The following is a 19,930-nucleotide window of genomic DNA, read 5'->3' on the forward strand; positions in this document are numbered from 1 at the left end:
CGATACATTGCGGATCACTCTACAATACGGCATGTCACATAGCAACACACGAGCTGGGAGCCGTCGTGACGACCCTCGACCCGGAGCTGTTCCTCCCCGATCCCGAACCCGCCGACTTGCGCTACACCGTCATCTCGGTCGACGATCACGTCGTCGAGCCGCCGCACCTGTTCGACACCCACCTGCCCGCCTCGCTGCGCGCCCGCGGCCCGCGCATCGTCGAGGACCCGAACGGTGCGCAGGTCTGGGAGTTCGAGGGCGCGCGCTACTCGCAGGTCGGCATGAACGCCGTCGCCGGCCGTCGACCCGAGAGCGTCAAACTGGAACCGGCCCGCTTCGACGCGATGCGTCCGGGTTGCCACGACGTGCACGCCCGGGTCCGGGACATGGACCTCGGCGGCATCTGGGCCATGCTCAACTTCCCGTCCCAGATCACCGGGTTCTGCGGCCGGGTGTTCGCGCACGCCCGGGACACCGAGGTCGGCAAGGCGTGTGTGCGGGCGTGGAACGACTGGCTCTACGAGGAGTGGTATCGCGCCTACCCCGAGCGGATCATCCCGGGCGGGATCACCTACCTCGCCGATCCGGCCGAGGCCGTGGCCGAGATCGAGCGCAACGCGGCCCGCGGCTTCACCTCGGTGACCTTTCCCGAGCGCCCGCACGCGATCGGCCTTCCGTCGTTGTGGGATCGCGGCCACTGGGACCCCATCATCCGCGCGTGCGAGGAAACCGACACCGTCGTCTCGCTGCACGTCGGCAGCTCGGGCCTGCACCCCATCCCGCCCGGCGGCCCCGCGCTGCAACTGGGCGCGACGATGTTCGGCCAACTGTCGCTGGGCGCGTGCAGCGAATGGTTGTGGTCCGGCTACCCGGTCCGGCACCCGAACCTGAAGATCGCCATGAGCGAGGGCGGCATCGGCTGGGTGCCGATGCTCGTCGACCGGCTCGACAACATCGTCGACCGTTCCGGCTACGGCCTGGGCTGGGACGAGCGCCCCGCCGACGTGCTGCGCCGCAATTTCTGGTTCTGCACCCTCGACGACCCCTCCACGATCGCGCTGCGGCACGTCATCGGCGTCGACCACATCATGCTCGAAACCGACTACCCACACGGCGACGGCACCTGGCCGCACACCCAGGACGTCATCGCGCGGCACTGGGGCGACATCCCCGCGCACGAACTGCGGATGATGTGCAGCGAGAACGCCGCCAAGCTCTACCGACACCCGCTGCCGGACGTCGTCCTGCCGCTCGACGCGTGAGCCCCGCGGCCTCGGCCGCACGCCGGATCCCGCCTCGCCCCCGCTCCGCGAAAGGCTTTTCATGGCATTCACCCCGACGCCCGGCCGGCTCGTCCCCGACCTCACCCCCGCGCAGGAGATCGTGCTGCTGGCGCGCACGCTCTGGCGCGAGGGCTACGACGACCACCTCGCCGGACACATCACCTACAACCTCGGCGACGGAACACTGCTGTGCAACCCCTGGTTGCTGGCCTGGAACGAGATCCGCCCGCGCGACATCATCCGGATCGACCTGGCCGGCAACCTCGTCGACGGCGATTGGCCGGTGCCACTCGGCATACCGCTGCACCTCGAACTCCACCAGGTCCGCCCGGACATCCAGGTCGCGATGCACAACCACCCGCGGTTCGGCACGGTGTGGGCCGACATGGGCGAGATACCGCCCGCGTACGACCAGAGTTCGTCCCTCGGCGGCGGGGACCTGACGCTCGTCGACGAGTACGACGGCGCGGTCAACGATGCCGAGGCCGCGCGCAAGGTGATCGCGGCAATGGGCGACGCCGACCTCGCGCTGCTCGCCGGGCACGGGGTGTTCGTCGTCGGCGTCTCCACCCGGGCCGTCCACCAGCGTGCGGTCGCCCTCGAAATCCGTTGCCGCAACGCCTGGCTGGTCCGGGCCGCCGACGGCCGCCGCACCAGTCCCCTGCCCGCGCACTGGCTGGAGCGCAGCCGCCGCAGCGACGGCAACGGCTTCGTCGGCTACTGGGAGTCCTCGGTGCGGGCGGAACTGCGCGCCGCTCCGGATCTGTTGACGGAACCGTCGACGGAACCCGGGGAGGCCGACCTACGGACCTCGCCATAGGGGGAAACGGAGACAGGGAAGGACAAAGCCCCGGACGCCTTGGCGTCCGGGGCTTTTCCTAAGGTATATTGGATGATTCTGAATACCGGTGATCACACAGTATTCAGAAAGATTATGAAGGCATAGTAGCCGTCCGGGAGATGAATTGTCAAACGCCGAATTGCGACACGAACAGGAATTCATCGACGTCCTGTACGCGCGCCTCGCGGACCTGCGTGACCAGGCCGAGGCCGCCGTAACGGACGTGCTCGGGCGCGAGCACGACGGCACCCGGCAGGCACGCGTCGAACGGGACATCGCGGTCTTCGAACAGTCGAGCCTGCGCGCGGCATTCGACGCCGGCGCGAACGGCCTGTGTTTCGGGCGTTTGTTGTTCCGTGACGGTGCCGACCACCACATCGGCAGGATCGGTATTCGCCGCGACGACGCCGAGCACACCCCGCTGGTCATCGACTGGCGCGCCGACGTCGCCCGGCCGTTCTACCTCGCGACCGGACACACCCCGATGGGTCTGCGCCGCCGACGGCACATCACCACCTCCGGGCAGCGGGTCGCCGCGCTGCACGACGAGATCCTCGACCTCACCGATGCCACTCGCACCGGCTTCGAGGGTTCGGACGCCGACGCGGTGCTGCTCGCCTCGCTCGACGCCGCCCGCACCGGGCGCATGCACGACATCGTGCAGACCATCCAGGCCGAGCAGGACCGGATCATCCGGGCGCCGCACCAGGGCGTCCTGGTGGTCGAGGGCGGCCCGGGCACCGGCAAGACGGTCGTCGCCCTGCACCGCGCGGCGTACCTGCTGTACGCGAACCGCGAGCAGTTGACCCGTCGCGTGGTGCTCGTGGTCGGCCCCAACCCGGCCTTCCTCGGCTACATCGAGGACGTGCTGCCGTCGCTCGGCGAGACGGGGGTGCAGTTCGCCACGCCGGGCGAGCTGTTCCCGGGCGTCACCGCGACCGCCGTCGACACCCCGGAGGCCGCCGAGGTCAAGGGCCGCGCCGCGATGGCCGAGGTGCTCGCCCGCTTCGTGGCCGACCGACAGACGGTGCCCGAGACGCCGTTGCTCATCGGGCACGACGACGGCGATCTGTTCCTGGACGCGGAGATCGCCCGGGCCGCCCGGAGCAGGGCGCGCGCAACCCGGCTGCCGCACAACCTCGCCCGCCCGGCGTTCGCGGCGCGCGTGATCGACGGTCTCACCGAGCAGTTGGTCGCCGTACTGGGCGCGGACCCGTTCGGCGGGCCGAACTTCCTCGGCACCCACGAGGTCGCGCAGTTGGCGATGTCGGTCGCCGAGAGCCCGGCCGTGCAGGCGGCCGTCGACGAGTTGTGGCCCCGCCTGACCCCGCAGGGGCTGCTCGCGGACTACCTCGCCGAACCCGTGTACCTGTCCGACCAGGACGCCGCGGCGATCCGGCGGCCGGCCGCGTACGACCCGGTCTTCGGGACCTGGACGAGCGACGAATGGACGGTCGCGGACGTACCGTTGCTGGACGAGGCGGCCGAACTCCTGGGTGAGGACGACTCGTTGGCGCGGGCTGCGGCGGCTGCCGAGCGCCGGCGGCAGATCGCGTACGCGCAGGGCGTGTTGGACCTGTCGTACGGCTCGCGCACACAGGAGTTCGAGGACCGCGACGACGAGGAGTCCGAGGTGTTGAGCGCGCACGACCTCGTGGACGCCGAGCGGCTGGCCGAACGCCAGGAGGAGCTCGACCGCCGCACCTCGGCCGAGCGCGCGGCGGCGGACCGCACCTGGGCCTACGGCCACATCGTGGTCGACGAGGCCCAGGAACTCTCGGCGATGACCTGGCGGTTGCTCATGCGGCGCAGCCCCAGCCGGTCGATGACCCTGGTCGGCGACCCCGCGCAGACCTCGGAGCCGGCCGGGTGCGGATCCTGGGAGCGCATCCTGGTGCCGTATGTCGAGGGCCGCTGGGAGCGGGTCCGGCTGGGCGTGAACTACCGTACGCCGACCGAGATCATGCAGGTCGCGGCCGACGTCATGCGGGCCGCCGACCCGGGCTTCGAGCCGCCGAGGTCGGTGCGCTCGACCGGCGTGAAGCCGTGGGCGCGCCACACCGGGAACCTGGCGGCGGCCGTGGCGTGGGCGGTCGCGCTGGAGTCGGGTACATCGGACGGGTCGGGCACATCGGGCACGTCGCGTACGCGGCACGCGACCGACGGTGGCGCGGAGCGGGTTCCGGTCGAGGGACGCCTCGCGGTGATCGCGCCGCGCGAGCTGATCGACGCGGTGGCGGCGGCGATCCCGCACGCCGAACGAGGCGTCGAGCCGGACCTGACCCGGCCCTTGGTGCTGCTCGACCCCAAGCAGGCCAAGGGGCTGGAGTTCGACGCGGTGATCGTCGTGGAGCCGGCCGCGTTCGGCCTCGCCGATCTGTACGTGGCGCTGACCCGGGCGACCCAGCGGCTCGGCGTCGTGCACACCCGCGACCTCCCGCCGGGGCTCACGGGTCTCACCCAGGCGGGGTGACCTCGGCGCGGGCGGGCGGAACCGGCCCGCCCGCGCCGCTGCGTCGGTCGGGTCCGTTCAGCGTTCGGGGCGCGGACGGAGACGGGCCAGGAACCAGTCCTCGGCGAGCGCCGTGGCGGCTTCGAGCGTGCCGGGTTCCGCGAACAGGTGGGTGGCGCCGGGGACGATCGCCAGCTCGTTGGCACAGCGCAGGTGCTGTTGTGCCTGCCGGTTGAGGTCGAGCACGAGGTGGTCGTCGCCGCCCACGATCAGCAGGGTCGGGGCCGTGACCGAGGGCAGGCGGGCGCCGGCGAGGTCGGGTCGGCCGCCGCGGGAGACGACCGCGGCGATTCGGGAGTCGGGCTCCGCCGCGGCCCACAGCGCGGCGGCGGCGCCGGTACTGGCGCCGAAGTAGCCGACCGGGCGCCCGCGGCCTTCGTCCCGGGCGCGGAGCCAGTCGGTGGCACCGGCGAGTCGGCGGGCCAGGAGTTCGATGTCGAACACGTTGGCCCGGTCCTGCTCCTCCTCGTCGCTGAGCAGGTCGAACAACAGGGTGCCCACCCCGGCCTCGGTCAGCGCGTCGGCGACGAAGCGATTGCGCGGGCTGTGCCGGCTGCTGCCGCTGCCGTGGGCGAAGACCACGATCCCCGCCGCGCCGTCGGGCACCCGCAGCCGGCCGCCGAGCCGAACACCCCCGATGGCCATCTCCACGTCCCCGGTGTCGGACACGGGAGGGTGTGGCGCGTCGGCCGCCGCCTGTTCGAGGCACGCGACGACCTCGCCGTCCGAGGTCTGGGAGAAGTCCGTGTAGAACTGGCCAACCGCGAGAAAATCGACCACCGGATGCGGACAGACCACTTCGTCGGCGTCCTTGCCCATACGTTCGACCACGTCCGACGGGGCGACCGGAACCGCGAGGACGATCCGGGCGGCCCTGCGATCGCGGGCGACCCGGCACGCGGCCCGCGCGGTCGCCCCCGTGGCGACGCCGTCGTCCACCAATACGACCGTCCGCCCGGCGATGTCGACCGGCGGCCGGCTGCCCCGATAGCTGCGGGCGCGTTCGGCGAGGGTCCGGCGCTCGCGTTCCTCGACGGCGGCCAGCGCCGCGTCGGTGACGCCCACCCTGCGCACGAGGCCGGGGTCCACCACCCGCACGCCGTCCTCGCCGATCGCGCCCATGGCCAGCTCCGGCTGGTGTGGCACACCCAACTTCCGCACCAGGCACACATCCAACGGCGCGGCGAGTACCTCGGCCACCTCCGCGGCGACCGGAACGCCACCCCGGGGCAGGCCCAGGACCACCACGTCCTCGCCCTTCAAGTAGCCGAGCCGATCCGCCAGTATCCGACCGGCTTCGAGACGATCCCTGAAGATCACGACTCCTCCTCGGATTCGGCGGCCGGCCTCCCCACCGAGGCGACACGCGGCGCGGCAGCCACCCACAGCGGGCCCTCGGCCTCCCGGCCGCCGGACGATGCAACGGAGTCCGCACGCTGCCCGATCATCCGCGCCGCCCATGCCGTCGGCGAAGGGCGAAGGCACGTACTCCCAGTATCCCGCCCACACCACCACACCGAAGCCGAGCCGTCGGGGGGCGTGGGAGCGGCCGAGGTGGCCTCACGCGCGTCACGGCTCGCCGGATCCCGGTACACGCCCCGCCCCACGTGCCGGCTCCGCCGCCGATGGCGACCGGGTGCCGGGATTCCTTCCGGCCCGGTTGCACCGCCACCGCCGACACCGTGTTCGCACGGCGACGGGGTGGCGGCGGAGGGTGCGCCGTCGGCAAACGGCCCTTCGCTGCTCAACCTCCGTTGCCGCGCCGGAAAGGCTTAGATTTCTCCCCCAGCGCGTCCTTGCGCACCTGGGCGGTCAGCGCGAGATCCGCCTTGTCCGCCTCGGCGGCCGCGTCGAGCACCGTGTCCCACAACGCGTCCGTGCTCTTGAGCGGCGGCGTGTCCGGCAACGACCCGTACGTGTCGTGGTACGAACGCCAGGCCATCAGCGCGAACAGCCATTTCTGCAAGGCCGCGAAGGCCGCACTCTGGGCGTTGCGCAGCTCGGGACTGCCGTACAGGTTCGCCTGCGCGGCCAACCGGGCGCCATCCTCCGAATCCGGATTCGCCAACCGCGCCAGCCGCAGCTCGCCCGTGCTCGTGGCCTCCTTGCGCTCCCCACGCAGCCGGGCCATCACGATCAGAATGTCCTCGTACGCCGCCGCCCGACGATCCCAGGTCCGATGCGCACGCTCCCGACGGCCACTGAGCCCCTGAGAGATCCACACCCCCAAAATCGTGGCCATCGACCCGATCCCGGCCCCGGACAACGCGGCTATTCCTGGAGTCAGTCTCATCATGGCCGGTGATTGTGTCAGTACCACGTCACCGGGCCGGCCGGCGGTCCGGCGCTGCGACGAGGTACGACGAGACCCCCACTACTCGGAGAGGTGTCCTCGGGCTCGGCGGTGCGTGTCGCGGGAGCCGCCCGGGCCGTCGCCCACAACGCGCTCACACCGCGAAATCCCGTGCGGGCCCGACGCGAAGGCGAGGATCTCGGGCACTGCCTCGTACAGGCTCGCAAAGTGGCGGTGCACGCCCTCCACCGGGACCGGGGCGTCGACTCCCCCACACCGTCATACCGGCCCGCGGCCCGGACTCGACTCCGGCTCGATCCTTCGCCGCGGATGGCGCGCCCGGAACTCTTCGCGCAGACACATGAGTTCCGCAAACCGTGCGGCACGCATCGGAGTATCGGCCACGTCCGCGACGAGCGGGTCGTGCCGTATCCACCGCCGTGGTGGCCGGAGTGCGGACCGGCTGTGGCGGCGGTGCGCACGGCGCCGGCCGAGGCGGGCCTTGCCGAGGTCGTGGAGGCGAGCCGCCGCCGCCGATCCGGTCACGGGTGAGCGCCGCGATTCGGCTGCCCGGGTCAGACGTAGGCCGCTGTGTCACGCACCTCGCCGAATCGAGGGAACGTCCTTTCCACGGCGAGGTCGTGCTCGTCCGCGGCGAATCCCGACATGGCGTCGGCGACGAACTCCAGCTCGTAGCCGTGGTCGCTCGCGGCCCGCGCGGTTGATTCGACACCCATCGTGGTGACCAGTCCGGCGAGCACCAGCGTGTCCACGCCCAGTTCGCGCAGCCGGTCGTCCAGGTCGGTGCCGTGGAACGCCCCGACGGTGCGCTTGACGATCAGGGCATCGCCGGGCCTGACCAGATCGTCGGCGAAGCCGCTGCCCGGCGGCTGCTCGGCCACGTTCGGCCGCTCCACCCGCACCAGTACCACCGGGCGACCGCCGGCCCTGAACCCGTCGGCCAACCGACGGCAGCGTGCCAGTACTTCCTCGCCGGAGTGCGGAGCGAGAGGCAGCGCGATGATGCGTGGCATCAGGTCGATGAGGAGCAGCGCGGAAGTCACGGAGACGATGGTAGGCCAGGGGCCGTCGGTGCGATGGCGTAGCGTTCCGCGTAAACGGATTCGGTGCGCCGTCGGAAAGGATGGACCGGCATGCGGACACGGCCACTCGGGACCGCCGGCTACGGACCGGACGCCGAGGCGTTGGCTCGTCGATACACGAGCACGACCTTCGAGGCCGTGCACGCGAGCATCCTGCCCTGGTTGCCGTCGAGTCCGGGCCGGGTCCTCGACATCGGTGCGGGAAGTGGGCGGGACGCCGCGGCGCTGGCTCGTCGGGGCCACCACGTGGTGGCCGTCGAACCCACCGACGAGTTGCGGCGGATCGGCCGCCGCTCACACCCCGGGGTCGACATCGAGTGGGTCGACGACGCCCTGCCCGCGCTGGCGCGTGTGCGGGGTCGGTACGACCTGGTGCTGATGTCGGCCGTGTGGATGCACCTGGACGAGGCCGAGCGCGTCGACGGCATGCGGCGAGTGGCCGAACTGACCGCGCCCGGTGGCCGCGTGGCGATGTCGATCCGGCGGGGCCCGGTCCCCGAAGGCCGGCGCATGTTCGCCGTCCCGGTCGCCGAGACCCTCGCCCTGGCCGGTCGATCCGCGCTCTTCCCGGTCCATCGCGGCGAGGAGCCCGACCACCTGGGCCGCGCCGACGTCCACTGGGACACCCTCGTCCTGCGCGCCGAACCCCCCGCCCCCCAGGGGCAACGATGACGCCGGAGTTCTACCGGACCGAGCCCAACCCACGCACCTCCTGGCGACTCGCCATCCTCACCGGCTCGAATACGCGCACGTACAAGTTCGCCCTGGGCAGCGTCCTGCTCGAACTCGCCGCACAGGGCCGCACCGAGGTGCCGCTGGACGAACTCGCCGCCCTGTACGCGATGGCCATCGTGGCGCACCAGGCCGACGCCCCCCAGGCATCCACCAAGACGCCGTGGCGCGACACGGACTTTCTGGTGGTGGCCGAACGCGAGGCCGCCGAGTCCAAGGCCCTCGGACGCCCCACCGAACGCCTGCTGAACGCGACGATGGACTCCATCCCGGCGATGGTCATGGAGAGGTTCCACAACCTGAAGGGCAAGACCCGAACGGCCCATACGTTCTACGAGTCGACCGGAAAATCTCGCGCCCGGATCGTGCGCCTGACGCCCGACCTGCTCCGCATCGCCCAATCCGAGCAGGCCCAAGGGCTGCGCGCCGAACTCGCCGCGCGCTGGGACATCGTGGCGCTCTCGTTCGCCGCGGGCATCGGCCCCAGCCTCGTCAACGAGGGCTTCGCGGTCGACTGGGAAACGCAAACCCTGATGGACACCGGGCGCCGCCGCTCCGTCACCGGCGTCGCGGACGCCCTGATCGGATTCCAACACGGCCGCTGCCTCATCTGCACCGAGCCCATCACCCCCGCCGACCAAACCGCCGTCGACCACGTCTTCCCCTACTCGCTGATGCGGCGCCTGGGCGTGGTATCCGGCTGGCGCGGCCCCGACCTGGACGCGGTCTGGAACCTCGCCCCCACCCACCGGCAATGCAACGCCGACAAAAGCGACCGTCCCCCCACCTCGGGCCACCTGCACCGCCTCGCCCAGCGCAACGAAGCGATCATGCACTCGCCCCACCCGCTGAAAAGGACCCTCCTCCTCAGCCTTAATGCCGCACGCCCCCGCCGCGAAACCGCCGAGCAGTGGCCCTACTTCCTGCGTCAGGTACAGGCGGCCTGCGACTGACTCCCCACCGGGCGGGCCGCGGCAGGATCCACGACCGGGTGGTGAGCCCGGCGTCGCGCGGCTCCCACCCACAGTAGGGCTCGAAAAGGGCGTCCCGCCGCCGACGGGGCGGCAGTTCGCCAACCGGGCCATGGCAAATCCGGCGTGGCGGCATTCGCCCGACCGAGGCAACGGCCGGTGCCGCTCGGGCGGTTCGGGCCGTCGGTGGTGCTGCGCGCCGAGCGTCGGCCTCCCGCGGCCGCATGCCCGCGACGGCCCCGTTCAGTACCGAGTCGAGCAGGCCGGGGAACAGCGTGTCCAGGTCGTGGTGGCGCAGCCGCACCAGTCGGGAGCGGCCCTGGATGGTGGTCCAGGTGATGCCCGCCTCGCGCGGCACCCGGTAGTGGTGGGACAACGTCGTCTGGTGGACGTCCAGGTCGCCACCGATCGTGTTGCAGCTTTCCTGCCCGGTCACGGCGAGCCGTGGCACGATCTCCAGCCACACCGGGTCGGCCGGCGCACGCGGCCCCGCGGCCGGTCCGCGGTCCCGGGCGGTCGGGCGGGCCGACTGCTCAGCGACTTCGGCACCCTCGCGTTCGCCGACACCGCCGCGGAGATCCGTCTCGCCGCGGAGCTGGACATCCGAGTCGCCTCGCACACCGGCGCCGCGACCACCTCGATCCTGCTCCGGGGCCTGCGCGAACTCCACGACCACGGTCTGCTGCGCCCGGGGCACCTGCACATCCACTGTCCCGCGCTCACCGACCACGAGTGGCGACTGCTCGCCGACACCGGTGCCCGGGTGAGCATCGCCCCCGAGACCGAACTCCGGATGGGCATGGGTTTTCCCCCGTTTCGCGCCTGCCTGGACCACGGCATCCTGCCGGGCATCAGCACCGACACCGTCGCCTGCGGCTCCGGGGACCTGTTCGCCCAGATGCGGATCGGCCTGCAGACCCAACGCGCGCTCGACCACGACCGCGTACACGCCCGCGGCGCCATGCCCACCGCCGTCGACCTCACCGTCCGCGACGCCCTCGACTGGGCCACCCGCGGCTCGGCGCAGGCACTGGGGCTCGGCGACCGGATCGGATCGCTCACCGTCGGCAAGCGCGGCGACGTGATCGTGCTGCGCCCGCGCTGGGACCTGGTCCCGCCCAGCCACTCCGCCGGCACCGTGGTGCTGCAATCCGGCGCCGCCGACGTGGACACCGTCATCGTCGACGGGCAGCTGCGCAAGCGGCCTGGCCGCCTCGTCGGCGTCGACACCGCCGCCGTGCGGGCCGAGGCCGGCGCCGCGCTGGAACGCATCCGGGCCAAGGCCGCCGCGCTGCCCACACTCGATGCCGCCACCTGCGGGGCCTGGTTCGCTCAGGCGGAACGCGCCGCCACCCGCAACCTCGGCGAGGCGTACCCCGTCCCCGAGTAGCCTCGCCCCGGCAACTCCGGCCTCTCGCCCGGGCGTTGCGACAGGAGTTGCAGCGCCTGCCGCATGAGCGTCTCCTGGACATGTATCCGAACCGCCCGGATCGAGCGGACCCCACGAGGTTCCGCCGGGCCGATGTGCCACGAGGCTCGACCCGAGGCGATTGCGGGCTTTGGGAGTGGACCCCATGGACCATCAGGACTTCGCCGCGACCGCCGAACCGGCCGCCCTCGCCCGATATATCGCGGATCTGCCCGTGCCGGAGACCATGCACGGCTCGATGGACAGCGTTCGCGAAGAGGAGTTCGAGGGGCATCGGATCGTCATCAGGACCAGTTACGAGATCACCGTGGACGACCGGCCGGTCACCGCCCACCTGATGGTGTCGAACAACGGCGAGGTGCACTGTCACGCCTTGCCCGCGTACCAATTCCTTTCCGCCGTGGACACCGTGAAGGCCCTCATCCAATACTTCCCGGACGAATTCCCACCGGGCGGCGGAGGCCATGGCGGCCCGGCCGAACCCGGGGGGCACGCGGGACACGAGGGGCACGGGGGACACGAGGGCCATGAGGGACACGACCACGGGCCGGATCACCCGGGAGGTGGCTGAGATGGCGATCGTACGCAGGAACATCGTCACCGACCCGGTCGCCCGGGACGCGTACATCCGCGGCGTCAACCTCCTCAAGCGGGAGAGCACCACGCTCCAGACGACCGCCTTCGGGATCGCCGGCCCCGCCAAGCCGGTCCGCACCTACGATCTGTTCGTGATCTGGCACCACCGCGCCATGACCACGCCCGTGCCGCCGGACGGGGACTGGATGATCCGCAACGGCGCCCACCGCGGGCCGGTGTTCCTGCCGTGGCACCGCGTCATGCTGGCCTACCTGGAAGCCAACATCCAGCGCGTCCTCGACGACCCCGGCTTCGCCCTCCCGTACTGGGACTGGTCCATCGACGGATCCCTCCCCGATCCGGAGAGCCGGCCGATCTGGACGAAGGACTGGATGGGCAACCAGGGCGATCCCATCTCCACCGGGCCGTTCGTCTTCGATCCCGCCGACCCGAACAGCTTCCGGGTCCGCGTCGAAACCGACAGTTCGCTCCGACTCGTCCAGGCGAATCGGGGCCTGCGCCGGGGTCTGGGGCGCCTTCCACCCCAGGGCACGGCCTCGTCGACCACGCTTCCGAACGCCCTCGACGTGGGCGCCGCCTTCAACACGGCGCCGCTCCTCGGCGGCGATCCCGACCTCGCCACCTACGACTTCTCCCCCTGGGACGCGTCGTCGAGGGGCTTCCGCAACCGGCTGGAAGGGTTCGTCGGCACCGGACTGCACAACCAGGTCCACCGCTGGGTGGGCGGCGACATGGGCCCGGCATCGTCCCCGAACGATCCCGTCTTCTACCTGCACCACTGCAACGTGGACCGAATCTGGGAGGGCTGGATGCAACTCAACGGCCGCTCGTACCTCCCACCGATGACCGCCTCGATCAACCTCCTGGGCCACCGCATCGACGACCCGATCGTGACCCCCCTGGGCCCGGGCTCCCCGGGCGGAACACCCCGCCTGACCCTCGACTTCACCGCCAAGTACACCTACGACATCGTCCCCTGAACGACGATCCGCCCCGCGTCGACCGCGATGCGACGGCAGGGCGGGGGTGCGGGTGGGCGGGTCGTCGCGATCCGACGGCCGTCGGGTGCCCGGTGGACGGAGATCGGCTCCGGGAGCCGCCCCGCGGGCCGCCGCCGGTTCGGGCCGCAGCCCTCGGGTCAGTAGCGTTTGCGCAGGTCGCTGGACAACGCGATCGCGGTCTCGCGCAGCCGGGTCAGAAACGCCTCGGTGGCGGCGGACGGGGTCACGCCGTCCCTGGTGGCCGCGTATACCTTGCGGACCGGTGCTCCGTCTCGGCGCAGCGACACCAGCGCGAGGTCGGAACGCAGCGCGGGTGCGGCCAGCGCCGGGACCAGGGTGACGCCGAGGCCGGCCGCGACCAGGCCCTGTTTGGCGATCCAGTCCGCGGCGACGAACACGATTCGCGGTGCGAACCCCTCGCGCAGGTACGGGCCCAGCAGGGTGTCCTCCGGTCGTGCGCTGCCGGCGATCCACTCCGCGTCGGCCAGTTCCGCCGGCCGTACGTGTCGGCGCCCCGCCAAGGGGTGCGAGCGGGGCAGGGCCACGAGCATCGGCTCGTCCAACAGGGGGTGCAGCGTCGCCCCCGCGCTCGCGTCCGCTCCGGCGCCGCCGACCACCGCGACGTCCAGTTCGTCGGCCGCGATCCGCGACAGCAGCCGCCGGGTCAGCCCTTCGTCCAGGGTGAGCGCCACGCCCGGATGCGCCGCGCGGAACGCGGCCACCGTGCGCGGCACCAGCACCGCCCCCGCCGTCGCGAACGCGCCCACCCGGACCCGGCCGCTCGCCAGCCCGCGCAACGCCGCGAGGTCGCGCCTGGCCTCGTCCACCTGGTCGAGTACCGTCCGCGCCCGGGGCAGCAGGGCCCGCCCCGCGTCGGTGAGCCGGACGCCGCGCGGCAGCCGGTCGAACAGCGCCGACCCGACCTCGTCCTCCAGCGCGGACACCTGGCGGGACACCGCCGACTGGGTATAGCCGAGTTCGGTCCCGGCGGCCGTGAACGATTCCGCCTCGGCGACGACCAGGAACACCCGGAGCCAGGCGAGCGGAAAGTCATGCGATGTGGGCATGGCAGCCATGCTAGACATTCGCTGGTCGCATCGCCGGGCAGCGCCTAGCGTCGACGTCATGGAACGCATCGCATTTCTCGGTACGGGCCGGATGGGCCTGCCCATGGCCCACCGGCTGCTGAACGCGGGTTTCCCGCTGACCGTGTGGAACCGCACTCCCGCCCGCGCCGAAGAGCTGGTGGCGGCCGGCGCCCGGCCGGCCGCCGACCCCGCCGACGCCGTGCGCGACGCGGACGTGGTGATCAGCATGTTGGCCGACCCCGCGGCCGTCGCGGATGTGGTCGCCGCCTGCGTACCCGCGCTGCGCGCCGGGACCCGACTGGTCGACATGTCCAGCATCGGCCCGCACGCCGTCCGGGCCCTCGCAGATACGCTCCCTGCGGGCGTGGCCCTGGTCGACGCGCCCGTGATGGGCAGCGTCGACCGCGCGGCTGCCGGCGAGTTGCTGATCTTCGCGGGCGGCGACGTCGCGCCGGTCGCCGGTGTGCTCGATCACCTCGGCGAGGTGCGGCCCTGCGGCGCCCTCGGCAACGGCGCCGCGCTCAAGCTCGTGATGATCAACGCGGTCGTCGGCAGCGTCGCGCTCATCGGCGAGGCCCTGGCCCTGGCCGACGCCCTCGAACTGCCCGACGGCACGGCCGAACAGGCCCTCGCCGCCGGTCCCTTGGCCTTCGCCTACGGCAGGGCCACCGACACCACCAGCGACTTCGCGACACAGCTCGCCGCCAAGGACGTGCGCCTCGCCACCGAGGCGGCGGAACTCCCGATCGCCGCGGCCGTGTTGGCCACGCTCACCGCCTTCCCCGAGATCGCCGACGACGACCTGGCCCGCCTGACCCCGGCCGTCCGCAAGCACCGAGGCTGACGGCCACGCGGCGGCGAGTTGGCCGAAAGTGCGAGGGAGAACGCCCACGCCGGTGGGTCGAGCATGCGTGTGTGGAGTCGATTCCTCGCCTCGGCAGGGCTTTTGCCTTCGCGCCGCCCGAGATCGGCAACCGTCCACGCGAGCGACCGGGTCGTGTTTCGGACGAAAAGAACCGGAGGCCCTCGAAAGCTTGAACGATCACGATTCGGAGCGGCAGTGTTTCTTTCCGTGACCTGAGTGCCGGATACCTGGTCGCCTTGCATATCTTGCATATACGGGGAGAAAAGACCATGACAAGACGATTGATCAGCGGCCTGCTCGCGGTCGCCGCGCTCACGGCGTGCACGGCGGAGGTCGTCGCCATCGCGTCCCCCGCCTCGGCGTCCGGACCGAAAGCGGCCCTGGGCAAGTGTCCGGAAACGAAGGACGTGCACGTCAACGGCGCCGAAGCGCACTGGACTGTCTGGTGCTCCGGCAACCGGGTCTACGTGGACGGATACGTGAAGGACACCAAGGCCGACGGCAAGTGCGCCGAGGTGTACGGAAGCGTCGGCTCGGTGCAGGTCAACAGCGCCAACGCCTGCCCCAGCGGCAACAAGAAGACCTTCGCCTGGAACGCGCCGGGCAACAGCGTCGCCCTGTACCTGCGTCTGATCTGATCCGCACCGCCCCGAGCGTGTCGCCGGTGATCCGCGCTCCCTTCGCGGATCACCGGCGATTCTTCGGCAACCTCGGCGGAGCGGACTCGACCGCCGGGAACGGTGGCCGATCGTGAACTCCCGTATTCGGAGCGGGTTCCCCGACAGCCCCACTCGGCCCGAATCACAACCCCGAGCGGTCGGCCGAAGGCGGCGCAAGGCATCACCCCGAACACGCGCTCGATAGCGTCGGTCCGATGTCGCCACGGATCGGCTTCGGTTCCTGGGCCGTGCCGTTCAGGCCGGCTGCCCCGGGGGGTGCAGGCCGGCGCTGGTCAGCCAGATGTGTTCGCAAGTCGCGGATGCGGCTTGCAGGTTCTCGCGGGACTCCTGCGAGGCGTGGTAGAAGGTCCGCTCGATCATCCAGCACAGGACGCGTGCCATCGCGGCGGCCTGGTCCGGTTCGCCGCCGGCCCGGATGCCGGCTCGTTCCAGCACGGCGGTGATCGCCGCGATGAACAGGTCGGCCGTACGGTCCCACAACTCGCCGATCTCCGGCACGGTCGACGACACGTCGATCGCCGTGCGCATGACCGGGCCGTGTGCGTTCCACAGTTCGACCGTGCGCTGCATGGCCGCCGCGATGGCCCGGCGCGGCTCGTCGGCCGCCGCGGTGGCCCGGGATCGCTCCCACAGGTGCTCGACGGTTCGGGCCACGAGTGCCGTGACCACTTCCTGCTTGGAGCCGAAGTAGAAGTACAGGGCACCGCGGGTGATGCCGGCGCCCTGGGCGATGTCGCCGACGGTCATCGCGTCGTAGCCCTTGTCCGCCAGCAGCACTTCACAGGTGTCCAGGATGGCCCGCTCCCGGACATCGCCCTTGCGTTCGGTGCCGCGGCGGCCGCGCGTGGGGGGTTGGTCGGGCATCAGAGTCGTGCGCCCTCGGCGAAGTCGGTCGTCCGGGAGAGCGGCTCCCACGCGCGGATGTCCTGGTCCACGGCCGTGCGCGCGGCGGCGACCAGGCGCAGCGCGTCCGAGCCCAGGACGAGATGGGCCGGCGGCCGGTCGACCGACGTGATGTGCACGACGGCCTCTCCGGCCTTGGCGGGATCGCCCGGTTGGTTCCCGCTTGCCTTCTGCCGAGCGGCACGGATGGGGGTGAACAGTTCGTCGTAGTCGGCGATGGACCGCGCGGCGCGGGTCATCGACCGGCCGGCCCAGTCGGTGCGGAAGGAGCCGGGTTCGATCGCCGTCACGTGGATCCCGAACTGCGCCACCTCCTTGCCCAGCGCCTCGAGGATGCCTTCCAGGGCGAACTTGCTGCCGCAGTAGGCGGACATGCCGGGCACGGCCATCAGCCCGCCCATCGAGGTGACCGCCATCAGGTGGCCGCGGCGACGGCGGCGCATGTGCGGCAGCGCCGCCTGGAGGGTGGCCATCGTCCCGAATACGTTGACCTCGAACTGCCGGCGCACCTCGGCGAGCGGGGTTTCCTCGAAGGTGCCCTCCAGGCCGTAGCCGGCGTTGGCGACGACGACGTCCAGGGGGCCGACGCGCTGCTCCACCTCGGCGACCACGTTCGTGACGGCGTCGTCGTCGGTCACGTCCAGGATGCGGGCGTGTGCGTACCCGGGCGCGAGCCCTTCGAAGGCCCGCAGGTCCGGCTCGGAGCGGACGGTGCCCACGACGGTGTGCCCGGCGGCCAGGGCGGCTTGTGCGACGGCCCGCCCGAGGCCGGTGCTGACGCCGGTGACGAGCCAGTTCTGCTGCTTGTGCCGTTGTTGCATTGCTCCTCCAGCGAGGACTCGGAAAAGAGCCGGACTGCTCCCTCGCCACAAATTCTACACGGTGTCGATTTTTATCATCGCGGTGTAGATTTCAACGACGCGCGGCTCCGTCAGGAGGCCGGGGGTCGGCGGCGAGCGGCCCGTGCCCGGAGCAGGTGGTCCCTGAGGCGGTTGCGCAGTGTCGCCGGTGGTTCGGTGGCGCCGGCGAGGCGCAGGAACGTGTCGACGGGCCAGTCGATCAAAGCTCCCTGGCGGGCGAGGTAGAGGCCGACGCGGTCGATCGTGTACCGGTTGTCGTAGTCCAGGAGCAGGTACCCGGCGAGCTGGTGGATCTCCTCGCGACCCAGGTTCCGCGGGCGGGTGGTGGCCTTGGAGTCGATCAGGGTCCCGCCGAGGATGAAGTCCGCGTCGGCGCCGCCGAGGTCGGCGCTGCCGGCGAAGGTGGGTCCGCAGATCCGGCGCTCGTCGGGGAGGGCGCGCAGGGGCGTGAACACGTCCCGCGCGAGGGCGAATTGCCGTTCGAGGTCGGCGTGGACGTAGGCGGGGACGGCGTCCAGGAGTTCGGCCAGGGTGGTGGACGCGGTGGCCGCGGCGAGTGGGCCGCGGCGGCGGATCGTCCCCGAGCGGCTGATGTCCTCGTAGGCCGCGGCGACGAAGCACCAGCGGTTCAGGGTTTCGGCGTCGGCGCGGAACCGGTGTGCGAGGTGGGCGTGCACGGCGGCGAGCAGATCGCGGCCGGCGGTGTGCAGCGCCTTGCGTGCCCTCGGGTCGGGCGCTCCGGGCAGGGGCGTGTCGGAACCGACCAGCGCGACGCCGAGGTCGACCGCCGGGCCCGGGGGGCGGGCCATGGACAGGCGCAGGCGGTAGTCGATGGCGTGACCCAGCGCCGCCCAGTCCGGGTAGCGCACGTCGATGGGTTGCACCGGGTGCGGCAGGTCGGTGATGCGGGTGAGGTAGTCGCGGACCAGCAGGTGGCTCTCGGGGAGGTGGGCGGCCATGAACGTGGACATGGGCGAGGCGGGGTAGCGCAGTTGCCGGGTCAGCGGCAGTTCGATCATCGGGCGTCCGGCGACGATGCCGTCGGCGAGTCGCGCGCCGGCGGCCTCGTACGCGTCGATCCAGTCCAGGCCGGTGTGGTCGAGGAGGTGCCGGGCGCGGGTGACCGCGACGTAGATCAGGCGCGCCTCGGCGGGGTTGAGCGGGCGCGGAACGCCTTCCTCGTCGCCGGTGGGCGCGTCGAACCCGGTGCCGATCCGGATGCTCTTCCACTCCCGGCCCTTGGCCTTGTGGGCGGTGGAGACGACGACCCTGGCGTCGGCCTCGGTGGTCAGTCGGCGGACGGCGTCGATGACGAGCTGCGGGCCGTGCAGGTCGACGAGTTGCACCATGGCCTTGAGGTCCTGGCCGGCGGTGTCCTGTTCGGTGTACTCGCGGACCTCGTCCCAGGAGGCGAACAGGAACAACTCGGGGTGGCTCGTGCGCCGGCCCGCCATCAGTTCCTGGGCGGCGCCGGCGATGCGTTCGAGCGCGGCGCCGCCGCCGGTGAGCGCGACGGGGATGTCGTGTTCGAGGCAGGTGAGTACCTCGCTCATGGCATCGGCGTTGCCGCGACACAGGACCGCGTCGGCGTGCGGGGCGGGGCCGATGCGGGAGTCGACGGGTGGATGGCCGCTGAGTTGCAGGTCGGATTCGGCGTGGCGCAGCCAGCGGTTGGCGACCTCGGCGATCCGGGGCCCGAAGCGGAAGGACCGGGTGAGGTGCAGGTGTTCGGCGGGGAAACCGGTCATCACGTCGCGGGCGCTGCGCCAGGCGTAGATCTGCTGGGCGGGGTCGCCGACGCACACGCGTTGGGCGTCCTGGGCCAGGAAGATCTCCTCCAGGACGGGATTGGTGTCCTGGGCTTCGTCGAGGAGGACGAAGTCGGCGTGCAGGGTGGGGCGGGTCAACGCCCACATCTTCAGATAGTGGTCGTGTTCGAAGCGCAGCCGGCCGTGCAGGGAGCGCAGGTCCTGCCAGGCGCGGTGGGCGTAGGGCGTCAGCAGACCGGCGACGTGGTCCTGGGCCTGATGCCCGAGGCCGTTGATGCGTTCCATGTGCCGAACGGTGATCTCGCGGTCGGTGCTGTAGCAGAAGCGGCGGACCATGCCCATGACCAGGCGGGCCTGGTGGGTGCGGGTGATCTTGGCGTGGTCGACGAACATGTCCCGGGTGAGGCCGAGGACGCGGGCGGTCTCGCGGGCGGGCAACCGGGCGGCCGAGTTCAGGCGTTCGCGATAGGCGTGTCCGCCGGCGGCGTAGGCCAGGGAATGGGCCGTGCGGCATTCCATGTTCGAGCCGAAGCGGGCGCGGGCGTCGTCGGCGATGCCGCGGTTGAACGCCACGTACAGCCCGCGTTTTCGGGTGCTGTTGCCCATCATGACCAGTGTGGAGGTCTTGCCCGTACCGGCCCCCGCGATCAGGGCCAGGTCTCGACCCGCCACGAACACCTCACGCGCCGCCTGTTGTTCCGACGTCGGCTCCACCTGTCGGCCCCCCGGTTCCGTGTGCCATCGGAAGTTCGAGAGTGGCGCATGTGATCACATAGCGTCAATGCCTGCTCACGTGCCGACCCGCCGGGCCGGCGCCGGCGGCACCGAACTCGCCCACAGGTGCCGCTGCTTGGCCGACTGAGCACCCCGTGATCGCCACCGGGCGTGCATCGAACGTGTCGGGGCCTCGCCCACCGGGACTTCCGAGGTGGGCGGGACCACGCCGACGGCCACGTCCGGATCGAGATGTGGGGGTACGCCCACCCATTTCTCGTTCCGAGTC

At 71.6% G+C, this 19,930-nt stretch carries 17 protein-coding genes and 1 pseudogene; 10 read left to right on the forward strand and 8 right to left on the reverse strand.

Annotated elements, in window-relative coordinates; translation table 11 throughout:
• The first annotated feature begins 65 nt into the window (after positions 1–65).
• The 3 genes from ABZ374_RS23695 (at position 66) to ABZ374_RS23705 (ending at position 4,597) form a co-directional block, all read left to right on the forward strand.
• A complete protein-coding gene (locus ABZ374_RS23695) occupies positions 66–1,262 on the forward strand; it encodes an amidohydrolase family protein (protein WP_360314155.1) in 1,197 nt (398 codons plus the stop codon).
• A 61-nt stretch (positions 1,263–1,323) separates the two neighbouring features.
• Positions 1,324–2,103: a class II aldolase/adducin family protein gene (locus ABZ374_RS23700; protein WP_360314157.1), complete on the forward strand. Its 780-nt coding sequence runs from the start codon at positions 1,324–1,326 to the stop codon at positions 2,101–2,103.
• Between the two features lie 145 nt (positions 2,104–2,248).
• Complete coding sequence (locus tag ABZ374_RS23705) at positions 2,249–4,597, forward strand: UvrD-helicase domain-containing protein (RefSeq protein ID WP_360314159.1); 2,349 nt, start codon at positions 2,249–2,251, stop codon at positions 4,595–4,597.
• 57 nt (positions 4,598–4,654) lie between these two features.
• On the opposite strand, the gene ABZ374_RS23710 is transcribed toward ABZ374_RS23705, so the two are convergent.
• The 4 genes and pseudogenes from ABZ374_RS23710 to ABZ374_RS23725 all read right to left on the reverse strand — a co-directional run bounded on the left by ABZ374_RS23710 (position 4,655) and on the right by ABZ374_RS23725 (position 7,993).
• Entirely contained in the window at positions 4,655–5,956 is a 1,302-nt protein-coding gene (locus ABZ374_RS23710) for a phosphoribosyltransferase family protein (protein WP_360314161.1), read from the reverse strand.
• Positions 5,957–6,380: 424 nt separating this feature from the next.
• Positions 6,381–6,932 carry a hypothetical protein gene (locus ABZ374_RS23715; protein ID WP_360314163.1) on the reverse strand — a complete coding sequence of 184 codons (552 nt, stop codon included), beginning with the start codon at positions 6,930–6,932 and terminating at the stop codon, positions 6,381–6,383.
• Between the two features lie 78 nt (positions 6,933–7,010).
• Positions 7,011–7,242 (reverse strand): annotated as a pseudogene (locus ABZ374_RS23720) (hypothetical protein); the annotation flags it as partial.
• 262 nt (positions 7,243–7,504) lie between these two features.
• Positions 7,505–7,993 (reverse strand): isochorismatase family protein, encoded by a 489-nt coding sequence (locus tag ABZ374_RS23725; protein WP_360314165.1) that lies wholly within the window; start codon positions 7,991–7,993, stop codon positions 7,505–7,507.
• A 90-nt stretch (positions 7,994–8,083) separates the two neighbouring features.
• On the opposite strand from ABZ374_RS23725, the gene ABZ374_RS23730 reads away from it, so the two are divergent.
• From ABZ374_RS23730 to ABZ374_RS23750, 5 genes are all read left to right on the forward strand, one after another.
• Entirely contained in the window at positions 8,084–8,704 is a 621-nt protein-coding gene (locus tag ABZ374_RS23730; RefSeq protein WP_360314167.1) for a class I SAM-dependent methyltransferase, read from the forward strand.
• Positions 8,701–9,717, forward strand: a complete 1,017-nt coding sequence (locus ABZ374_RS23735; protein ID WP_360314169.1) for an HNH endonuclease — start codon at positions 8,701–8,703, stop codon at positions 9,715–9,717. Before ABZ374_RS23730 ends, ABZ374_RS23735 begins: the two co-directional genes overlap by 4 nt.
• A gap of 403 nt (positions 9,718–10,120) precedes the next feature.
• Complete coding sequence (locus ABZ374_RS23740) at positions 10,121–11,125, forward strand: amidohydrolase family protein (protein WP_360314171.1); 1,005 nt, start codon at positions 10,121–10,123, stop codon at positions 11,123–11,125.
• Positions 11,126–11,309: 184 nt separating this feature from the next.
• Entirely contained in the window at positions 11,310–11,735 is a 426-nt protein-coding gene (locus tag ABZ374_RS23745) for a hypothetical protein (RefSeq protein ID WP_360314173.1), read from the forward strand.
• Position 11,736: 1 nt separating this feature from the next.
• Positions 11,737–12,741, forward strand: coding sequence for a tyrosinase family protein (locus ABZ374_RS23750; RefSeq protein WP_360314175.1), 1,005 nt, complete (start codon positions 11,737–11,739; stop codon positions 12,739–12,741).
• A gap of 158 nt (positions 12,742–12,899) precedes the next feature.
• On the opposite strand, the gene ABZ374_RS23755 is transcribed toward ABZ374_RS23750, so the two are convergent.
• The gene (locus tag ABZ374_RS23755; protein ID WP_360314177.1) at positions 12,900–13,829 is read right to left on the reverse strand and encodes a LysR substrate-binding domain-containing protein; all 930 of its coding nucleotides are present in this window, start codon (positions 13,827–13,829) and stop codon (positions 12,900–12,902) included.
• 58 nt (positions 13,830–13,887) lie between these two features.
• Between ABZ374_RS23755 and ABZ374_RS23760 the strand changes: the two genes are divergently transcribed.
• Together ABZ374_RS23760 and ABZ374_RS23765 are read left to right on the forward strand one after the other, a co-directional pair.
• Entirely contained in the window at positions 13,888–14,694 is an 807-nt protein-coding gene (locus ABZ374_RS23760) for an NAD(P)-binding domain-containing protein (RefSeq protein WP_360314179.1), read from the forward strand.
• A 290-nt stretch (positions 14,695–14,984) separates the two neighbouring features.
• A complete protein-coding gene (locus ABZ374_RS23765; RefSeq protein ID WP_360314181.1) occupies positions 14,985–15,353 on the forward strand; it encodes a hypothetical protein in 369 nt (122 codons plus the stop codon).
• 276 nt (positions 15,354–15,629) lie between these two features.
• On the opposite strand, the gene ABZ374_RS23770 is transcribed toward ABZ374_RS23765, so the two are convergent.
• The 3 genes from ABZ374_RS23770 to ABZ374_RS23780 form a co-directional block, all read right to left on the reverse strand.
• On the reverse strand, positions 15,630–16,259 hold the full coding sequence (locus ABZ374_RS23770) for a TetR/AcrR family transcriptional regulator (RefSeq protein ID WP_360314183.1): 630 nt from the start codon (positions 16,257–16,259) through the stop codon (positions 15,630–15,632).
• Positions 16,259–17,119 carry an oxidoreductase gene (locus ABZ374_RS23775; RefSeq protein ID WP_360314185.1) on the reverse strand — a complete coding sequence of 287 codons (861 nt, stop codon included), beginning with the start codon at positions 17,117–17,119 and terminating at the stop codon, positions 16,259–16,261. Before ABZ374_RS23775 ends, ABZ374_RS23770 begins: the two co-directional genes overlap by 1 nt.
• A gap of 110 nt (positions 17,120–17,229) precedes the next feature.
• Positions 17,230–19,641 carry a UvrD-helicase domain-containing protein gene (locus ABZ374_RS23780; RefSeq protein ID WP_360314187.1) on the reverse strand — a complete coding sequence of 804 codons (2,412 nt, stop codon included), beginning with the start codon at positions 19,639–19,641 and terminating at the stop codon, positions 17,230–17,232.
• Between the last annotated feature and the right edge of the window lie 289 nt (positions 19,642–19,930).

The sequence above is a fragment of the Embleya sp. NPDC005971 genome, assembly GCF_040629175.1.
Lineage (GTDB): Bacteria > Actinomycetota > Actinomycetes > Streptomycetales > Streptomycetaceae > Embleya.